Genomic DNA, 17,857 nt, shown 5'->3' on the forward strand with positions numbered 1-17,857 from the left:
AAAATAAAATAGTTTCTCCGATTTCCGTTAGGAAGGTGAATATCTTGAAAGCTCTCTCTGGCACTAACATTTTGCTCAGGATTACAGGCGATTGCTTTTTGGACAATAAAACTTTATTTTGATCCTATGTAGTGGATACCTAACCTTTTTCTTTTATTATATCCACTGTACTTTATTCCAAAGCTTATTACAGTTAAACATCGAGATGTCTCATTACAAGCAAAACACAACCACTAATCATCCTCAGTGTGGTTGTGTTTTCTATGTTTTGTAAAATTTTGTTCAAGGCTCTCTTTTTTAGTTTTCGTTACACGTTCATGTGTACTGAAAGGGGAGAACTGACGATTTTTCTCAACGTCTTTTCCTTCCGTACGCTTAATGTACGAGCGCTTCTTTTTTGCTTTTGATTGTGTCATTGTTAATCCTCCTTTTCATTCTAACTATACCATAAAATGGGGTTTATTTCGGTTCTAACTATGCGCATTATTACTGACGCTAAGCTATCGCACAGAAGCCACTTATTGCTGAAGCTACGCTATCGCAAAGAAAACATTTGTTGCTGACGTTACGCTATCGCACAGAAGCCATTTGCTACTGACGTTACGCTATCGCAAAGAAAACGTTTGTTGCTAACGTTACGCTATCGCAAAGAAAACGTTGCTACTGACGTTACGCTATCGCAAAGAAAACGTTTGTTGCTGAAGCTAAGCTATCGCAAAGAAAACGTTTGTTGCTGACGTTATGCTATAGCACAGAAAACATTTATTGCTGCCGCTACGCTTTCGCGCACAAAAAAACAATTGTTGCTGACGCTATGCTTTCGCACAGAAAACAATTAATGCTGACGTTTCTTTTTCGCGCAGTTCAAAGCTTCATAGAGACGTTAGATAGAGCTTGGGCAACTAGTTAAGAAAAAGAAAAACCTCGTAAGTATTATTAACTTACAAGGTCATTGTTATATTAGTGAGATACGTCCTGTACAGAAATACCTGTGTTAGCTTTAACATCCACTTCACGATATTTTTTAGCATCTGCTTCCTTAGAAAGTAATGTTCCGATGAAACCACCAAGGAAGCCAAGAGGTACAGAAATTATTGCAGGGTTCGTTAACGAAATTAATGGATTCCCAACGAAAATTGCTTTTCCTTCAACTGGATTCCAAAGGTTTGGTGAAACTGCAACAAGAATTAAAGCAGAGATTAAACCTGTTAACATTGCTGTAATAGCACCTGCTGTATTAAAGCGTTTCCAGTAGATAGTATAGATGATTACAGGTAAGTTAGATGAACCTGCAATACAGAATGCAAGTGATACTAAGAACGCTACGTTTAATGTTTGTGCACCAAGTGCTAAAAGGATTGAAATAACAGCGATTGTGATAGAACCGATACGAGCTGCAAGTACTTGCTCTTTTTCCGTGATTTTGCCTTTTTTAATGATTTGACCATAAATATCATGCGAAAGGGCAGATGCACCAGAAAGTACAAGACCAGCTACTACCGCTAAGATTGTTGCGAAAGCTACCGCACATACGAATGAGAATAGTATGTCTCCACCGAGTGCTTCTGCAAGAAGTGGTGCAGCCATGTTACCAGCAGCGTTTGCAGAAATAATGGCTTCTTTACCAACGAATTTAGCTGCACCGAAGCCTAAGAAGATTGTAAGAATGTAGAAAATACCTACAATCCAAGTTGCCCAGATTACTGAGGAACGAGCAGTTTTCGCATCTTTTACTGTAAAGAAGCGCATTAGGATATGTGGAAGTCCCGCTGTACCTAATACTAAAGCGATTAACATTGAAATAGTATCAATACCATTTTGATATTTAAGACCTGGGTTCAAATAAGCTGCACCGCTATCAGTTGCAGTTTCCATTTCTTTAAACATCGTTGCAATACTAAAGCCGAATTCTTTTAATACTAAGAATGAAATAATAACTGTTCCTAACATTAAAAGACAAGCTTTAATAATTTGTACCCAAGATGTTGCAGTCATCCCACCGAATAGTACATATGTCGTCATCATAAAACCTACGATTAATACGGCTACCCAATAGTCGATCCCTAAAAGTAATTGAATAAGTGCTCCTGCACCAACTAGTTGTGCAATCATGTAGAATAATACAATTGTAATAGTGCTTAAAGCTGCTGTACCACGAACTTTAGCGCTATCAAAACGCGCTGTGATCATGTCAGCTAATGTAAATTTACCAAGATTACGTAATGGCTCAGCAACGATGTATAGAACTACTAAGTAAGCTACTAAGTATCCGATAGAGAAGAAGAATCCATCAAATCCAAATAATGCAACTGCTCCGGCGATCCCTAAGAAAGATGCTGCTGATAAGTAGTCACCTGCGATGGCTAGTCCATTTTGCCAGCCTGTTAACCCGCCGCCTGCAGTATAGAAATCACTTGCAGAAGATGTTCGTTTTGATGCCCACCATGTAATAACTAATGTTAAACCAACAATGGCTACGAAGAAGAATATGGCTGTCAAACTCATCCCGTCATTCATCGGCGGCCACCTCCGTTCTCGTATTCAGCGATAATCGCCTGTGCTTCTTTATCGAAACTATTCGCTTTTGCTACATATACGTGACATAAGCCCCAAGTCATGATGAATAATCCTGCTGAATATAGCCACACCCAAGTAATTTCCCCAATTGCCTTTTGGTGTAGTACTGTCGTGTACGAAGTAAGAATTGGTAGCAACATATAAGCTACTAAGAAAATCACAGTTATTGACCAAAGAAATGATTTCTTTCTTCGAACAAGCGCTTTAAATGATTCTTGACTTGCAATTGCATCATAGTCAATCACGACGCCCTTGCTTGCTTGATTGTTCCCCATTAACATTCCCCATTTTGTGTTTATTTTTACTGCTTAAAGACTTGAATTTGCTAGTTTAGTGAATTCACATCTTCATTTTATGAGACGGTTCACAAAATTGCAATACTTTTCAGAAAAATTATGAAAAAATAATTTTTAGAAAAATAGTCTTAAAAGAGAATATACATAACAAGTCCTAGAAATAAAAGGGTTTTGGAAAATTCTGATAAATAAATGAAGGTAGGTCAACTCTAGATTTGCGAGTGGGAAATTCGCATAAAATTTCAAAAAGAAAATGGTTTTTTATAAAAAATAAACACTATTTACTCAGTGAAAATCAATTTTTTTTGAAAGAGAATAGTATTGTTCAATAAGTAAATTGGTAAATTTTTTATAATAAAAAGTTAAAAAACCCGACAAAAAATCGAGTTTTTTAACTTGATATTTTTATTATGAATGATAGGACGATTGATATAGCCTTTTGCAATTATTTGGATTACAAAAAAGCGATCAATGAGAGATATCAGAGACGGATACACCTGTATTTGCTTTCACGCGAATTTCCTTGTAAATGCGATCTGCTTCTTCCTGTGGTACTTTGCTAGAAGATAGAACAGTGCCTAAATAACCTGCGATAAAGCCAAGTGGAATTGTAATAATCGCTGGAACTGCTAACGGTACGATAGGATTACCAACAAATATTGCCGCACCTTCAACAGGACTCCATACATTTGGCCCCATAGCACCTAAAACTAAACATGATACTAAACCAGTTACCATCGCTGTTATAGCACCTGTTGAATTGAATTTTTTCCAATAAATTGTGTACAGAATAACAGGTAAGTTTGCTGAAGCACCGATACAAAATGCGAAGGATACTAAAAACGATACATTCAAGTTTTGCGCAAATAGTGCAAGGATAATGGAAACAAAGGCAATAGAAATTGAACCAGTACGAGCTGCTACAACTTGTTGCTTTTCTGTTAATTTACCACCTTTAATAATTTCTCCATAAATATCATGGGAAATCGCAGAAGCCCCTGTTAAAACTAAGCCCGATACAACAGCTAAAATAGTTGCAAATGCTACGGCACCGATAAATGCCATTAACACATCACCGCCCAAATAATTAGCAAGAAGTGGAGCAGCCGTGTTACCAGCTTTACTTTCAGCAAGGATTTTATCGATCCCTACAAAATTTAATGCTCCGAAGCCTAAGAAAATAGTTAATGAGAAAAAAATAGCTGTAATCCAAGTCGTCCATGAAATAGAAGAACGAGCAGTTTTGGCATCTTTAACGGTGAAGAAGCGCATTAAAATATGAGGTAACCCAGATGTTCCTAAGACAAGCGCCATCATCATCGAAACCGAATCAATCGAACTTGTATATTTCATCCCTGGTACAAGGAATTTCTCGCCATGATCCACAGCGATCGTATCAAACATTTTCATTAGAGAGAAGTCGAATTTAATTAATACTAATGTAGCTAATAAGCCTGTCCCAAATAAAAGAAGGCTAGCTTTTATAATTTGCACCCAAGAAGTAGCTGTCATGCCACCGAATAATACATAAGTCGTCATCATAACACCTACGATTAAAACTGCAATCCAATACTCTATACCAAATAATAGTTTAATAAGAGCACCAGCACCTACTAATTGGGCAATCATATAAAGGATTACGATGATAATTGTTCCTGACGCAGCTACCCCGCGAATGCGTTTTTCATTAAAACGGGCAGTAAGCATATCTGCTAAAGTATAACGACCTAAATTACGCATCGGCTCCGCAATTACATAAAGAAGAACTAAGTTAGCTACTACATAGCCTACAGAGAAGAAGAAGCCATCAAAACCAGTTAAGGCAATCGCACCGGATACGCCAAGAAATGCAGCGGCAGATAAGTAGTCACCAGCGATTGCAAAACCATTTTGCCAACCTTTTAGACCACCACCAGCTGTATAAAAATCTGCCGCAGAAGACGTACGTTTCGCTGCGATATAGGTTACTACAAGAGTTAAACTAACGATCGCTAAAAAGAAACCAACGGATACTAAGTTCATTTATTTTCCACCTTTCGCCTGATACTCAGCTAGTACTGCTGCCGCAGCTTTATCGAATGAAGCAGCTTTTTTCACATACACTGTACAAAGAATGATTGTCATCATGAATAATCCTGCTGAATATACCCAAACACCTGTAATATTTCCGACGTATTTTTGTTGTAGTACAGGTTGGAAAGCAAGGATCGGTAACAAAATATAAAGGGTTAAAAATACTGCTGTAATCGAGAAAAGGAAGGCATTCTTCTTTTTTACGAACTTGTTGAACGATTCCATAGCTTCAATTGCGCTATAGTCAACTGAATCTTTATTTTTGTTTCCAGAAATGTTTACCATTATTATTCCCCCTCAAGTGATATATTTCTGTCTTAAACGACATATTTCTTTTTTTCTCGTCGTTATATTCACTTATTTTATGGGGAAGATTCTTATAATGCAATACTAAATTTTGAGTTTTTATAATTTTTAATCATTTTCAGATTATGGAAATAACATAGAAATAATAAGGATTTAATAGAAATAATCCGTATAAAAGAGAATGGAGTTTTTTTATAGAATAATATTCTTATAATAGTTTAATAATGATAATTGCGAATGTAGGAGAAAATTCGAACGCGAAAGAGAATTTTTAGGAATTTATTATTGCGTTTCCATATGTAGGATATGTTTAAAAACTAAAAAAACTTTGTTATATAACAATTATATGATGTCTTGGGAAATAAGCGAAATAGTAAAAAAACAGTTTTAAAAAATTTAAAAGAATTGTGAATTGTCTAGAAATTATAGGATATTAATATACCAAAATCATACAATATACATTGAATGGACATAAAAAAATGAAAGGTTAAGCTCATATCTTGTATTCAGTAACTATAATTTATACAATAAAAAACGATGGTAAATGAAAGGGAAGTGTGCAAATATATGAAAAAGAACAGTGTCTTACTTGTGTTGATACTAACATTAAGTAGCATTCTAACTGGTTGTGGAAGTTATAAATTTGAACCTGAAATGAACATAGAAGTACAGGATTTTTCGGTAACTAATCAAAGAAATGAAAAGGTTAGCCTTAATGATATTAAAGGCAAGCCGTCATTAGCGATGTTCATCTTTACTAATTGTAATACCATTTGTCCGCCAATGACGTATAACATGACAGAGGTACAAAAGGCACTTCAGGATAAAGGCATGGAAGATTATCAGATTTTAGCGTTTAGCGTTGATCCTCAGGTTGATAAGCCAGAAGTTTTAAAAAATTATTTAAAAACATATTCAGCACCCGATGAAAGCAAATGGCAACTATTGACTGGCTATGATCAAAAGTTTATTGAACAGTTTGCTATGAAATCGTTTAAATCACACGTGAAAAATGATCCAAATACTGACCAAGTTATACATATGGGAAGGTATTACTTAGTTAATGCTGATGGGATTGTTGTGAAAGATTATGATGCTTATACAGATGTACCAGTTGAGACGATTGTGGCAGATATGCAGGCGTTAGCTAAATAATAAAAAATAACTCAGAGGTTGGAATGTTTTATTAAACGTCAATAGTCAAAGTTATTCAGTTAATACATCAATATCCTATATACAATGTGCAACATGATAATAAGCTATAAAGCTGAACTATTTTTTTAGTTCAGCTTTTATTTATGATTATAGATGTATGGAATGCTTATAAATTTTTTTATCTGTTATTCAACGAACGAACCAGATAATGAAGTCAGAAATGATATTAATAGGGATAAACATAAAGTGAAATTTAATTTGAGGTGATTGCAATGATATTAGTAAGTTCTTGCTTAGCAGGATTAAAAGTAAGATATAACGGTACGCATAGTTAGGATAATAAGATTCGTAAACTAATAGAAGACAATAAGGCGATTGCCGTATGCCCTGAATTACTTGGTGGGTTTTCAACTCCTAGAGAACCTGAAGATGTATTAAATGGTAAAGCCAAAGTGATTGAGATATCAGGTAAAGATGTTACGAAATTGTACATAAAAGGAGCTTACGCAACATTAAAAATGGCTATTGGAGCGACAATAGTCGTTCTTAAAGAATTTAGTCCATCTTGTGGAAGTACAATGATTTATAATGGCGAATTTAAAGGTAAGAAAATGATGGGAAACGGAGTTACAACTGCTTTACTTAACAGAAATGGAATACAAGTTATATCTGAAGAGCAGTTTTTTCGATAATATCTGTTGAAATTATTAAAGATATTCAATTATAGAGCGCAATCCTGGGACAAGGATAAGCGCTCATTTTTGATTTTAGGACCATTTTATTGAATAACTTACTTTAATATTTCTATTAAATACAGCTGACATCGTGAAGAGTCAAATGTAAACTAACGGAACAGGATTATTCACGAGGATAAATTTGGTTATGATTGAAATTTATGCAATAATGGATGTACTAACACATAATTCGGGGAGGTTTTTGTGCAAATTACAATACTAGCTACTTCTATGTTTCTACTTATAGGGTTGTTTATTTTAATTCGTAGAATCCGTTCAATGTACAAATCAACCAAAGGGGGAATAATTCAACACCATGATTTTCATTTCTTTGTGAGCTAAGCCTCTAACATCTTGTCATTCATCATTCAAATCTTCAGTAAACAATAATTATATTATGTCTACTAAAAATTAATAAAAGATTTCTTTTAAAAAATGGGGAAATTTAAATGTATTTTTTACCAAACGTGTATATATTTAATTTTACCAGCTTATATATTATTAGAATGATTTAACTGCTTTTGGCCGAATCCGGACGAAAAAATACCGAGGCATTACGGCCGTCAACACATCATGGAATCTTCTTGAGGCCGTGACGCGTGATGTGGTAGAAACCTCTGCACAAGATCGGGAGAGTGAATTCCATTTTATGTCGATTAAATTTCTAACATTTTGCCGTGATTAACGGCTTCTTAATAAAGCCAAGCAACAAAAAGAGACAATTAAAAGTAACTCTAAAATATACGACAAATGTTGTTTATTTTAGAGTTACTTGCCGTTGATAAAAATTATTTGAGGAGATGAAATAAATGAAAAAGCTGATCGAATTTAAAAACGTAACGAAAGAATACAAAATAGGAGAAATCCCAATCAAAGCCCTTAATGGTGTTGATTTTTCCATAAATGAAGGGGAATTCGTCGTTATTTTAGGGGCTAGTGGTGCGGGTAAAAGTACAATTCTAAATCTTCTTGGCGGTATGGATACGGCTACCTCTGGTCAAGTCTTTGTTGGGAATCAAGAAATAACAAGATTGAACGAAAAAAAGTTAACGGAATATCGTGGTGAGAAAGTGGGCTTCGTCTTTCAATTCTATAACTTGATTCCGAATTTAAACGCTCTTGAAAATGTTGAGTTCGCTACTGAAGTATGTAAAAACAATTTGGATGCTAAAGATATTTTACATAAAGTCGGATTAGCGGATCGTATGAAAAATTTCCCTTCCCAGCTTTCTGGAGGAGAGCAACAAAGAGTAGCTATAGCTAGAGCTGTTGCGAAAAACCCTTTGCTTTTACTCTGTGATGAACCAACCGGCGCTTTGGATTATGTAACCGGCAAGTCTGTATTAAAGCTTCTGCAAGATTTAAATAGAGAAACGAAGAAATGCGTTGTTTTAGTGACACATAATTCGGCCATTGCCCCTATGGCTGACAAAATTATAAAAGTAAAAAGCGGACTGATAGAAAGTGTTACGATAAATGAGGAAAAACAAAGTGTTGAAGGGATTGAGTGGTAATCATGAAATTGCTTTTAAAATTATTGAGAGACATTAAACAGTCTATGGGGCAATTTATAGCCGTCGTGATTGTTATTGCAGTAGGTGCTTTTTTCTATGCGGGACTAGTAACCTACAGCAATAATCTTAATACGTATACGAAGGATTACTTTCAAAAACATAATTTAAGCGATTTACATGTATATTACAGTCAGCTTTCTAAAAATGATGTCACTCGGTTAAGTAAAATTGAAGGTATCAATAAAATCGAAGGACGTTATACCTTTGATGGTACGCAAACGTTTGAAGATTACAAAACAACATTAAAAATTCATTCGATCCCAGACAACAATGAAATAAATACACCTACTATAATTGATGGTAGTATCCCATTAAAAAAGGATGAGATTTTATTAGATTCTCATTATGCAAAAGAACATCAATATCGTGTTGGCGATCAAATCACGATAAATGCGAATGAAAGTAGCATTAATTTTATAATTAGTGGCTTAGGTGAGAATGTTGAACACGCAAAAAAGAATGAAATTCAAGACCATAAAGCATATGGAGTCGCTTATATTGCTGAAGAAACATTACCTGAAATTTTAAATGGCTTTTACTTTAATGAAATCATCGTGGATGCTAAAGAAGGTTACGATATTGAAAAGTTAGGCAAATCAATAGAAGAGCAGTCCAAGCAGCTTAGCTATTTAGATCAAGTAAATAAGGAACGGACGTTGAACTATTCAAAAATCAATCAAACGATTAAAAATAATAACTTAATGAGTAAAGTTATCCCTTTAGTACTTTTTTTGATTGAAGCGATTATCCTTTTTCTCGCTATGTCAAGGACTATGGATTCGCAAAGGAATCAAGTTGGTATTATGAAGGCTTTAGGTGTAAAAAACAGCAATATTATGCTTCACTATATGGGATACCCTATGCTGGCAGGTATACTAGGCTCTATTATAGGTTGTGTAATTGCCGCTTTTGTATTTATTCCTTTAGTCACTAAGTCTTGTGCAAGGGCCTACTCTTTGCCTGACATAAAATTCTCACTCTCTTTATTGTCAATCATCCCACCAATTATTTTCTCTAGTGTTTTCGGTGTTCTATCGTGTTACTTAAGTGGTAGAGCAATATTAAAGGAAAACGCGGCTCAGGCTATGCGTCCTAAACCACCAAAGAAGATGAAAAAGCTCTTGATAGAAAGAATTCCAGGTTTATGGAGTCGTATTTCCTACAGTTATAAACTCATTTTGAGAAATATATTTTTAAATAAACGAAAAGCTTTAGCAAGTTCAATTGGTGTTGTTGTAAGCACCGTGTTATTGATTACTGCTTTCGGTACCCAAGCATCCTTGCTAAAAGTAGCAGATCAAATTGAAGATGTTTATACGTATGATCTAAAAGTCGATTATACGATGGGGACAAATTTTAATACGGTAAAACTACCTTCTGAAATTAAAACTAGTTATTTGTTAGCCACTCTTCCTATTGAAATCATAAAAGATAATGACAAAGAAAGCGCCAATTTAGTAGTTACTGAACAAGAAAACAATCTCGTTCATTTTTTCGACGAAAATGACAATAGCATTTCTTTAGAAAATAACGGTGTGCTTGTCCCAAAATCTTACGCTGACAAATATCATATTTCTAAAGGGGATCGTATCACCATAAAATTTACAGCGCCAGAGCTAAAAGATACTTCTGTAGAAATGAAGGTTTTAAATATCTCTACACAGTATTCGAATCCATCATTTTATAGTACACCAGAGTACTTAAAGAGCTTTAACATAGACTACAATCCAACTTCGCTTTTAGTTCAAACAAATAACGCTACAGATGCTATGAGCGCCCGTGAATTTTTTGAAAAAGATCGCAGTGTAGAGACAATTGCTGATAAGAATGAATTAAAAAAATCGGCACAATATATTGTGAAGCAAAACAGTTTTGTATTTATCATGTTTATCACAAGCGCCATCATACTGTCCTTTGGCGCCATCTATACGATATCTTCCATCAACATATATGAAAGGAATCGTGAGCTGGCAACGCTGAAAGTATTAGGCTATCAAAAAAATAAAATAAACCGATTAATATTTTTGGAAAACATTATCCTAACAACATTTGCGGTCATTGTAGCTTTACCAATCAGTGGCTATGTCTATAAAATTATAGTAAAGGCTCTATCAAGCACCCATCAGCAAATCCCAGATAAATTAAATATGTTCATCATATTCGTCTCTATAATTGTCGCGTTCCTACTGACTATAGTGTCTAACTTACTTCTTAGAAGAAAAGTGACGAAAATAAATATGATAGAATCGCTAAAAAGTGTGGAATAGAGTTTTTATCGTAAAGGTGTAAAAGGTGACCTTCGATTGCTTAAAGAGGTCGACAAAAAACAATGTGTGGGTAAATATACGATGATAATGTAACGAATCAGCCCGATAATTTTTGGGCTGATTTTTTTATTTGCACGAAAGCTTTTGTCGAAAATATGTAATGTCGTTCGTATTTTTGTTAAAAGTGAACAATGTTTTTTAATTACTCGTATCCTACAATAAAATTAAGCTTTTAGCATGAAAAATAAGAAAAAAAAGGAGTATGAATCAATGTAAATACTAGATTTTTTGTGCGAAGTATACAAAAACAAATGAAGTGTGACTCTTTCTTTCTAACTATGGACACTAGTTAATCAACAGGCGTATCGACATAATAGGAGGAATGGATTGTATGTTAGTTAAATTATTAGAACCATTAAATGTTCCAGATTCGATCATTGAAAAGTTAGCGGAACCAATCAAACAGGGCGGTCATGAATTTGTTTATTACAATGAGAAAACGTCTGATTGGGCAGAATTAGCAAGTCGTAGTGAAGGTGCAGATGTTATTATGATTGCGAATAATCCTTATCCTACAGAAGTAATTGATCAAAATGACAAGTTAAAATTAATCAATGTGGCCTTTACAGGTGTTGATCATGTAGGGATCACGCAAGCTAAAAACCAAGATATTTTGGTATGTAATGCAGCTGGATATGCAAATCAAGCGGTTGCAGAATTAACGATTGGTTTAGTATTAGACGTGTATCGTCGTATCACTAAGGGTGATAGGGAAATTCGTGCCGATCATTTCCCAGGGGCATTCCAAGGTAGTGAAATTAAAGGTAAAACAGTTGGATTGATTGGTACAGGTAAAATTGGTTTAATGACTGCTCGATTGTTTAAAGCATTTGGTGCAAACTTAATCGCTTCAGATCAATCTAGTAGAAATCCAGAAGCTAAAGAATTAGGTATCAAGTATATGGAGTTAGATGAGTTATTAGCACAATCAGATATTGTGTCATTACATATTCCATTACTACCTAGCACGAAAGGCTTAATTTCTCGAGAAAAATTACGTTTAATGAAGGAATCAGCCATTATCATCAACTGTGCACGAGGCCCAATTGTTGACAATGATGCATTGGCGGATGCATTAAATGAAGGGCGAATTGCGGGAGCTGGTATCGACGTATTTGATATGGAACCGCCTATTCCTGGATACTATAAACTATTACACGCCAAAAATGTAATTTTAACACCACATGTAGGTTTCTTTACGGATGAAGCGATGGAACTGCGTGCTAAAATTGCATTCGATAACACTACAGCATTTTTAGACGGTAAACCCCAAAATATTGTTAAACGCTAAATAATATAGTTTTTTTGAAATTTGAAACAAGGAGAAAATACAATGACATTAAAAAAAATAGCAAGAAAAGATTTAAAAAATCGTATTTTCCATTGGCCAGATATTCAAGAGTTTAGAGAAGAAGAAGCGACAAAACATATTTTCTATGAAACACCTAATACTGTAGGAGCTGTTTGGTGTATGCATCCAGGACAAGATTTGCCAATTCACTCGCACGAGAAAGCTGATGATATTTGGATTGTTGTCGAAGGAACAGCAGATTTTTATCCAGAGTGTGGTGAAATGGTTCAAATTAAAGCTGGAGATGTTGTTGTTGCACGTGCTGGTGAAAAGCACGGAATGACGAATAATTCTGATAAAGATTTTGTAATGTTAGGGATTGCGGGGCCAACACCAATCGGCTTTATTCCGCATAAACATCATTAATTGAAATTGCACGTCTGTTGATTAGCTAGTTTTCATAGTAAAACGAAAGATTCCTCCTTGTAAATGTAATATCTACAAGGAGGAATCTTTCGTGCCAGCACTAAGGATTGTCACACCTTTAGCAAAATTTTATTTTACAAAGCAGAGCTGTTGCACTGTAGATTATGGTCGGTCCGATTACCTATAGGGTAGTCGGGCTTGTTTTTTGATTTACTTGAGCCTTCCATACTGTCCGAAGAGTTTGCGAAGATACAAAAGCACTACGCAAAAATCGGCAAGTGAGAATACCATAAGTCATACTTCATAAAAATTTCAAGCATAAGTTTTTTGTCTGAAATGTGCAATGTTGGTTCTGTTTTTGTTAAAAGTGAACAATGTTATTTACGTACTCATACCCTAAAATTTAATTAAGCACTACATAAGTAAAAAAAACGAAAAATGGGAGTGTCGTATTATGGGACAAACAGTTAAAAATGACCCGAATTATTACAAAAAAATAATTGTTGCACTGTGTTTAGGTTGGGTAGTTATTTGGATTTATCGCACAATACTTACGCCAATATATCCGCAAATTCAAGAATCGCTAGGGAATATAAGCGATACTCAAGTAGGACTTATTGCTTCAATCTATTTCTTTGCCTATACAGGTATGCAAATTCCATCAGGAATACTCGTTGATAAATTTGGTCAAAAACGAGTATTAATCCCTGCATTCATCATTTTCTCATTAGCAGCATTCGTCATTGGAACAAGCTCGTCAATCACGCAAGTGTACATCGGTGCCTTATTGGCAGGTCTTTCGACTGGCTCATACTACGGTGCAGCTTTCTCCTTATCAGCTAAATATATGCCAAAAGATAAGAAAAGTTTTTCTAATGCAATCATAAACAGTGGTTCAGCGTTAGGGATGGTTATTGGTTTAATAGGCTCATCTGTATTAGTAGGTGGTCTTGAAATTAAATGGAATTTCTTACTTTATATTATATCAATCCTCATTTTAGCTGTAACATTTGTGTTTGCTTTATTTGTTAAACAAGACAAAAAATTAGCTACAGAAGAACTAACAGAAGATAAGAAAACAACACAACATACAGATTCTAAAGTCAATTTATTCTCACCAAAACAATTAGTTGTCTATTTTGTCTATTTTGCAACATGTTATGGTTATTACATGATTGTAACATGGTTACCGTCATTCCTTGTCACAGAAAAAGGATTCGAACAAGGTTCAGTAGGCTATGTAGCTGCTTTAGTTGCAATCTCAGCAGTACCGGGTGCACTGATTTTTTCTAAATATATTGATAAAAATGCACATATGCGACTGAAATTAATTTTCTTCTTGTTAATTGGTGCAGCGCTAACAATTAGTCTAACAGTATTTTCCCCTAACCCAACAGTACTTTATGTTGCACTAATCTTATATGGTTTACTAGGCAAACTTGCAATTGATCCAGTATTAATCACGTATGTAACTGATTCAGTATCTTCAAATACAGTTGCTAAAGCATTAGGTTTCTTTAACTTCTTTGGTATGACTTCATCGGTTGTTGCGCCAACGCTTACTGGTTATATTGGTGACATTACTGGCTCGAAGGTATTAGCATTCTATATTGCAGCAATCCTTCTTGCAGCAGCAGCGATATTATTTTTCCTTGTAGTTATGTTAAGTGAAAAAAAACAGCCCCTAACTTCTGTAACTCAAGAATAAAACAAGGCTTCCATCAGTGGAGATTTTCTACATCTTCCACTGATGGTCTGCTTTTTTATATATTTAAATCAGGAATATTTTATTCATTTTTAACTGTTATAGGTAATAGAACACATTTCCATTTTCTTCACTTAAAAAATCCCGCTAAAAAGCATGCAAAATAGCTTTTTAGCGGGATTTTTTAAAATGTAATTTTTTCTGATGCAAATAAAGCTAATCTAATATCCAAGGAAGCTTCGGAAGCTTCGACAGACTGACCTAAAATTTCTTCGCATTTTTTAATACGATATTTTACTGTATTACGATGAATAAAGATATCTTCTGAAGTCTTTGTGAGGTCGCAATGGTTTGCCAAATATACTTTTAAAGTATGTTTTAGTTCTTTTTCCTTCGTTGTTTTCGGATAGGCTAATGAACCTAATGTGTACGTGATAAACGGTTTTAATTTGTTGGCTGGTATGAGTTGTAATAATTCTTCTACACTTTTGGATTTATAAAGTTCTATAAATCCTACTTCACCATTTTCAAACTTATTATCAAAAGCTTCATTTGCTTCGAAATAAGATAGTGGTAACTGTGAGAATTCAGAGACTTCATTACCAATACCAAATGATAATGAATTATTAAAAAACTTTTGATACTCTTTATTGAGATATTTGCAGTAATCTAAGTAATATTGATGTCTCGTTTGTAAAAGTATCGTAAAGCGATGCTTACCTGGAGACGTATATATACTGATAGTGGGATCAATGTCAATTAACTTATGCGTTAGCCATTCAAAAGTCATTTGATACCGCTCATTCAAATAGATATTATTTTCTACATCTTGTTCTTTATCGATCGCACAAATTATTACTTGATAGTAATTTGATGGTTGGATATGATGCTTTTTTAAAAACTCAGGGTGCTGCTTGACAGAAATAAGGTTATCAGGGTGTTCAGACATGAGTGATTCAAAAAATCTGTCCACATCCTGTTGTTCCGCTTCCTTAATTTTACTATTTTTATAGATTGCAAGACTGAGAGTGTTTACAGCCTGTTCTATAGCTAGCAAACTAAATGGATAATTGAGCGTATTGACGTTTGAAACCATAAGATAATAAGGAAAATATTTAAATGCAGGAACCTCAAATATAATATGTTCTTCCTGGAAAGCTTCTCTATTATTAGGCGTAATATGCTTGGAATTTAAACATCTTTTAAAATAATTAAGATTTTTTTGAACATTTTCAGGGTGTTGATTGAAGTGATGGCTCATTGATTTAATTTGATAAAGAGGATTTAATAGCATCACTGGAACTCTGAGGAGTCTACTCATCCGTTCAATCATCATTTCCAAACTTAACCCTCTCATAAGCATCGTATTTAATTCTTGTTGGATGTCTAATGCAAAATATAATTTTTCAGTTTCTTCATCTAAAATATATGACGAGATGTGATGAGTAATCGATCCTAGATTCCAACTATCAGGAATGCTAATAACTGGAAATTTTAATTCGTTTGCAAATTCTATGACTTCATCATCTAATTTTTTTAAAAATCGGGAAAGCTTGATACCTATGCCTGCAACTTGTATATCATTTAATTCTCTAATGAGATCAATTAATCCAGATTGATTGTCTTGATAACACATACCAGTTGTTACGATAAATGAGTGTTGTGCAGTAAAGTCTTTGATATCAGGTGTCTCTGTAATATCGACCATTTCTACCACTCTCTCTAAATCGCCTTTATCATTTAACAATGTTAAATCTGAAAATTGTTGTACAGACATTATTTCTTTTAATGTTGTCATAAGAACTCTCTCCTAATCTTTGTTTGAAAAAGCCAAAATAAAAATTAAATATGTATGATGTTACAAAGATAACCTATCACACTGATTGTATACTATTTTTGAAGGTTATTATACGTATAATCCTTTATTAATCATAAAGGAGAATCATTATGCTAAAAAAAGGTCAGGATATCCAACGACATCCTTCATTTTTTGAAAAGCGCGGTTACAACAAGGATATCATGCCAAAGTTGCCTGAACAAAGAAATTCATCCGCATTTAACTTTTTTACACTGTGGATGGGGGCAGTGCATAACATTCCTAATTATACAGCTGTCGGTGGCTTCTTATTATTAGGTTTATCACCATTTCAAGTGATGTTATCACTTGTTATAAGCTCATTTTTAATTGCCTTACTACTTGTTGTAAACGGTTACGCAGGCTCAAAATATGGTATCCCATTCGCCATGCACTTAAGGCATACATATGGTGATATAGGTGCTAAATTACCAGGTGTATTACGTGGTGTTGTAGCCGGCATTGCTTGGTTTGGTTTACAAACATTTGCTGGCTCACAAGCTTTATTGATTCTAATGAATAAAATTTTTCCGGGATTCAATGACATTGGAGATGGTACTACAATTTTAGGTATTACTATTCCCGGATTAATCGCTTTCTTGTTATTCTGGGTAATTAACTTTGCCATTGGTATTGGCGGCGGAGGAACCTTAAATAAATTTACTGCTATTTTAAACCCAATGATTTATATAGTTTTTGGTGGAATGGCAATCTGGGGCATTAAAGTTGGTGGTGGACTCAATAAAATTTTGAGCTATGAACTGAGTTCGGAGGGTAGTATCTTATATCAAACCATTTTAGCGTTTATCTTAGTGTTTAACTCATTACTTGGTGTTTGGGCTGCTCCAGGGGCAAGCGTTTCTGATTTCACACAAAATGCGAAATCAACAAGAGCACAAATTTTCGGACAAGTTTCTGGTATTGTTGTTGCACATATTTTGTTTGCATTTTCAAGTGTAACAATTTTAATTGGTGGGTCCATTTATTTTGGTCAACAAGAGTGGAATATACTAAATATTATCAATCAATGGGATAGTGTATGGGCCATCTTCTTTGCTACAGGTGTACTTCTTATGACAACAATTTCTACAAATGCAACTAGTAATATTATTCCAGCGGCCTATCAAATAAGTGCGTTATTTCCGAAGTATATAAATTATCGGCGTGGAGTATGGATTGCATCGATTGCAAGCATTATCACTATGCCATGGAAGATGATGGAGAATAGTGAAAGTATCTTCATGTTTTTAAATATGATCGGTGCCATTCTTGGTCCGGTTGCTGGTGTGATGATTGTAAAGTTCTACTTCATTTCAAAGTGTAGGATCAATATCGATGAATTATATTTTGATAGTACTAGCAACGAACGACCAAAGGTGAGAATCAATATACAAGCTTATATTGCGACAATCGTTGGAGTATTCATATCTCTATTAGGTTTTATACCGAGGTTCCATGTCATTTTGGACTTTTCGTGGTTTATCGGATTTTTCACAGCAGGTATTTTACTTTTATTATTAAACGTTTTAAAAAAATAG

General features: G+C 34.4%; 13 protein-coding genes and 2 pseudogenes. 9 read left to right on the forward strand and 6 right to left on the reverse strand.

Annotation, left to right across the window (positions count from 1 at the left end; translation table 11 throughout):
• Positions 1 to 51: 51 nt before the first annotated feature.
• Positions 52 to 237 (forward strand): annotated as a pseudogene (locus PVA17_RS25510) (DUF5360 family protein); the annotation flags it as partial.
• Here the strand turns inward: PVA17_RS25510 and PVA17_RS02770 are convergent.
• The 5 genes from PVA17_RS02770 to PVA17_RS02790 all read right to left on the reverse strand — a co-directional run bounded on the left by PVA17_RS02770 (position 234) and on the right by PVA17_RS02790 (position 5,231).
• Positions 234 to 416, reverse strand: a complete 183-nt coding sequence (locus tag PVA17_RS02770) for a hypothetical protein (RefSeq protein ID WP_274066813.1) — start codon at positions 414 to 416, stop codon at positions 234 to 236. The pseudogene PVA17_RS25510 and the gene PVA17_RS02770 sit on opposite strands and share 4 nt — an antisense overlap.
• 544 nt (positions 417 to 960) lie before the next feature.
• Positions 961 to 2,505 carry a solute symporter family protein gene (locus tag PVA17_RS02775; RefSeq protein WP_132362445.1) on the reverse strand — a complete coding sequence of 515 codons (1,545 nt, stop codon included), beginning with the start codon at positions 2,503 to 2,505 and terminating at the stop codon, positions 961 to 963.
• Between the two features lie 8 nt (positions 2,506 to 2,513).
• A complete protein-coding gene (locus PVA17_RS02780) occupies positions 2,514 to 2,852 on the reverse strand; it encodes a DUF485 domain-containing protein (protein WP_132362119.1) in 339 nt (112 codons plus the stop codon).
• A 489-nt stretch (positions 2,853 to 3,341) separates the two neighbouring features.
• On the reverse strand, positions 3,342 to 4,895 hold the full coding sequence (locus PVA17_RS02785) for a solute symporter family protein (protein WP_132362121.1): 1,554 nt from the start codon (positions 4,893 to 4,895) through the stop codon (positions 3,342 to 3,344).
• The gene (locus tag PVA17_RS02790) at positions 4,896 to 5,231 is read right to left on the reverse strand and encodes a DUF485 domain-containing protein (RefSeq protein ID WP_274066814.1); all 336 of its coding nucleotides are present in this window, start codon (positions 5,229 to 5,231) and stop codon (positions 4,896 to 4,898) included. It lies immediately after the preceding gene.
• A 588-nt stretch (positions 5,232 to 5,819) separates the two neighbouring features.
• Here PVA17_RS02790 and PVA17_RS02795 point away from each other — a divergent pair.
• From PVA17_RS02795 to PVA17_RS02825, 7 genes and pseudogenes are all read left to right on the forward strand, one after another.
• Positions 5,820 to 6,407, forward strand: coding sequence for an SCO family protein (locus PVA17_RS02795; protein ID WP_132362126.1), 588 nt, complete (start codon positions 5,820 to 5,822; stop codon positions 6,405 to 6,407).
• Between the two features lie 272 nt (positions 6,408 to 6,679).
• Positions 6,680 to 7,099, forward strand: a pseudogene (locus PVA17_RS02800) (2-thiouracil desulfurase family protein).
• A gap of 851 nt (positions 7,100 to 7,950) precedes the next feature.
• Positions 7,951 to 8,655 (forward strand): ABC transporter ATP-binding protein, encoded by a 705-nt coding sequence (locus PVA17_RS02805; RefSeq protein ID WP_132362128.1) that lies wholly within the window; start codon positions 7,951 to 7,953, stop codon positions 8,653 to 8,655.
• 2 nt (positions 8,656 to 8,657) lie between these two features.
• Positions 8,658 to 10,982 (forward strand): ABC transporter permease, encoded by a 2,325-nt coding sequence (locus PVA17_RS02810; protein ID WP_274066815.1) that lies wholly within the window; start codon positions 8,658 to 8,660, stop codon positions 10,980 to 10,982.
• A gap of 391 nt (positions 10,983 to 11,373) precedes the next feature.
• Positions 11,374 to 12,333, forward strand: coding sequence for a 2-hydroxyacid dehydrogenase (locus tag PVA17_RS02815; RefSeq protein ID WP_132362132.1), 960 nt, complete (start codon positions 11,374 to 11,376; stop codon positions 12,331 to 12,333).
• A gap of 42 nt (positions 12,334 to 12,375) precedes the next feature.
• Positions 12,376 to 12,759 carry a cupin domain-containing protein gene (locus tag PVA17_RS02820; protein WP_132362134.1) on the forward strand — a complete coding sequence of 128 codons (384 nt, stop codon included), beginning with the start codon at positions 12,376 to 12,378 and terminating at the stop codon, positions 12,757 to 12,759.
• 454 nt (positions 12,760 to 13,213) lie between these two features.
• The gene (locus tag PVA17_RS02825; protein WP_132362136.1) at positions 13,214 to 14,467 is read left to right on the forward strand and encodes an MFS transporter; all 1,254 of its coding nucleotides are present in this window, start codon (positions 13,214 to 13,216) and stop codon (positions 14,465 to 14,467) included.
• A gap of 181 nt (positions 14,468 to 14,648) precedes the next feature.
• On the opposite strand, the gene PVA17_RS02830 is transcribed toward PVA17_RS02825, so the two are convergent.
• The gene (locus PVA17_RS02830; protein WP_248716000.1) at positions 14,649 to 16,262 is read right to left on the reverse strand and encodes a PucR family transcriptional regulator; all 1,614 of its coding nucleotides are present in this window, start codon (positions 16,260 to 16,262) and stop codon (positions 14,649 to 14,651) included.
• A 149-nt stretch (positions 16,263 to 16,411) separates the two neighbouring features.
• Here PVA17_RS02830 and allW point away from each other — a divergent pair, with 149 nt between their 5' ends.
• Positions 16,412 to 17,857, forward strand: coding sequence for an allantoin permease (gene allW / locus PVA17_RS02835; RefSeq protein ID WP_274066816.1), 1,446 nt, complete (start codon positions 16,412 to 16,414; stop codon positions 17,855 to 17,857).

It is taken from the genome of Lysinibacillus sp. CNPSo 3705 (assembly GCF_028674935.1).
GTDB lineage: Bacteria > Bacillota > Bacilli > Bacillales_A > Planococcaceae > Lysinibacillus.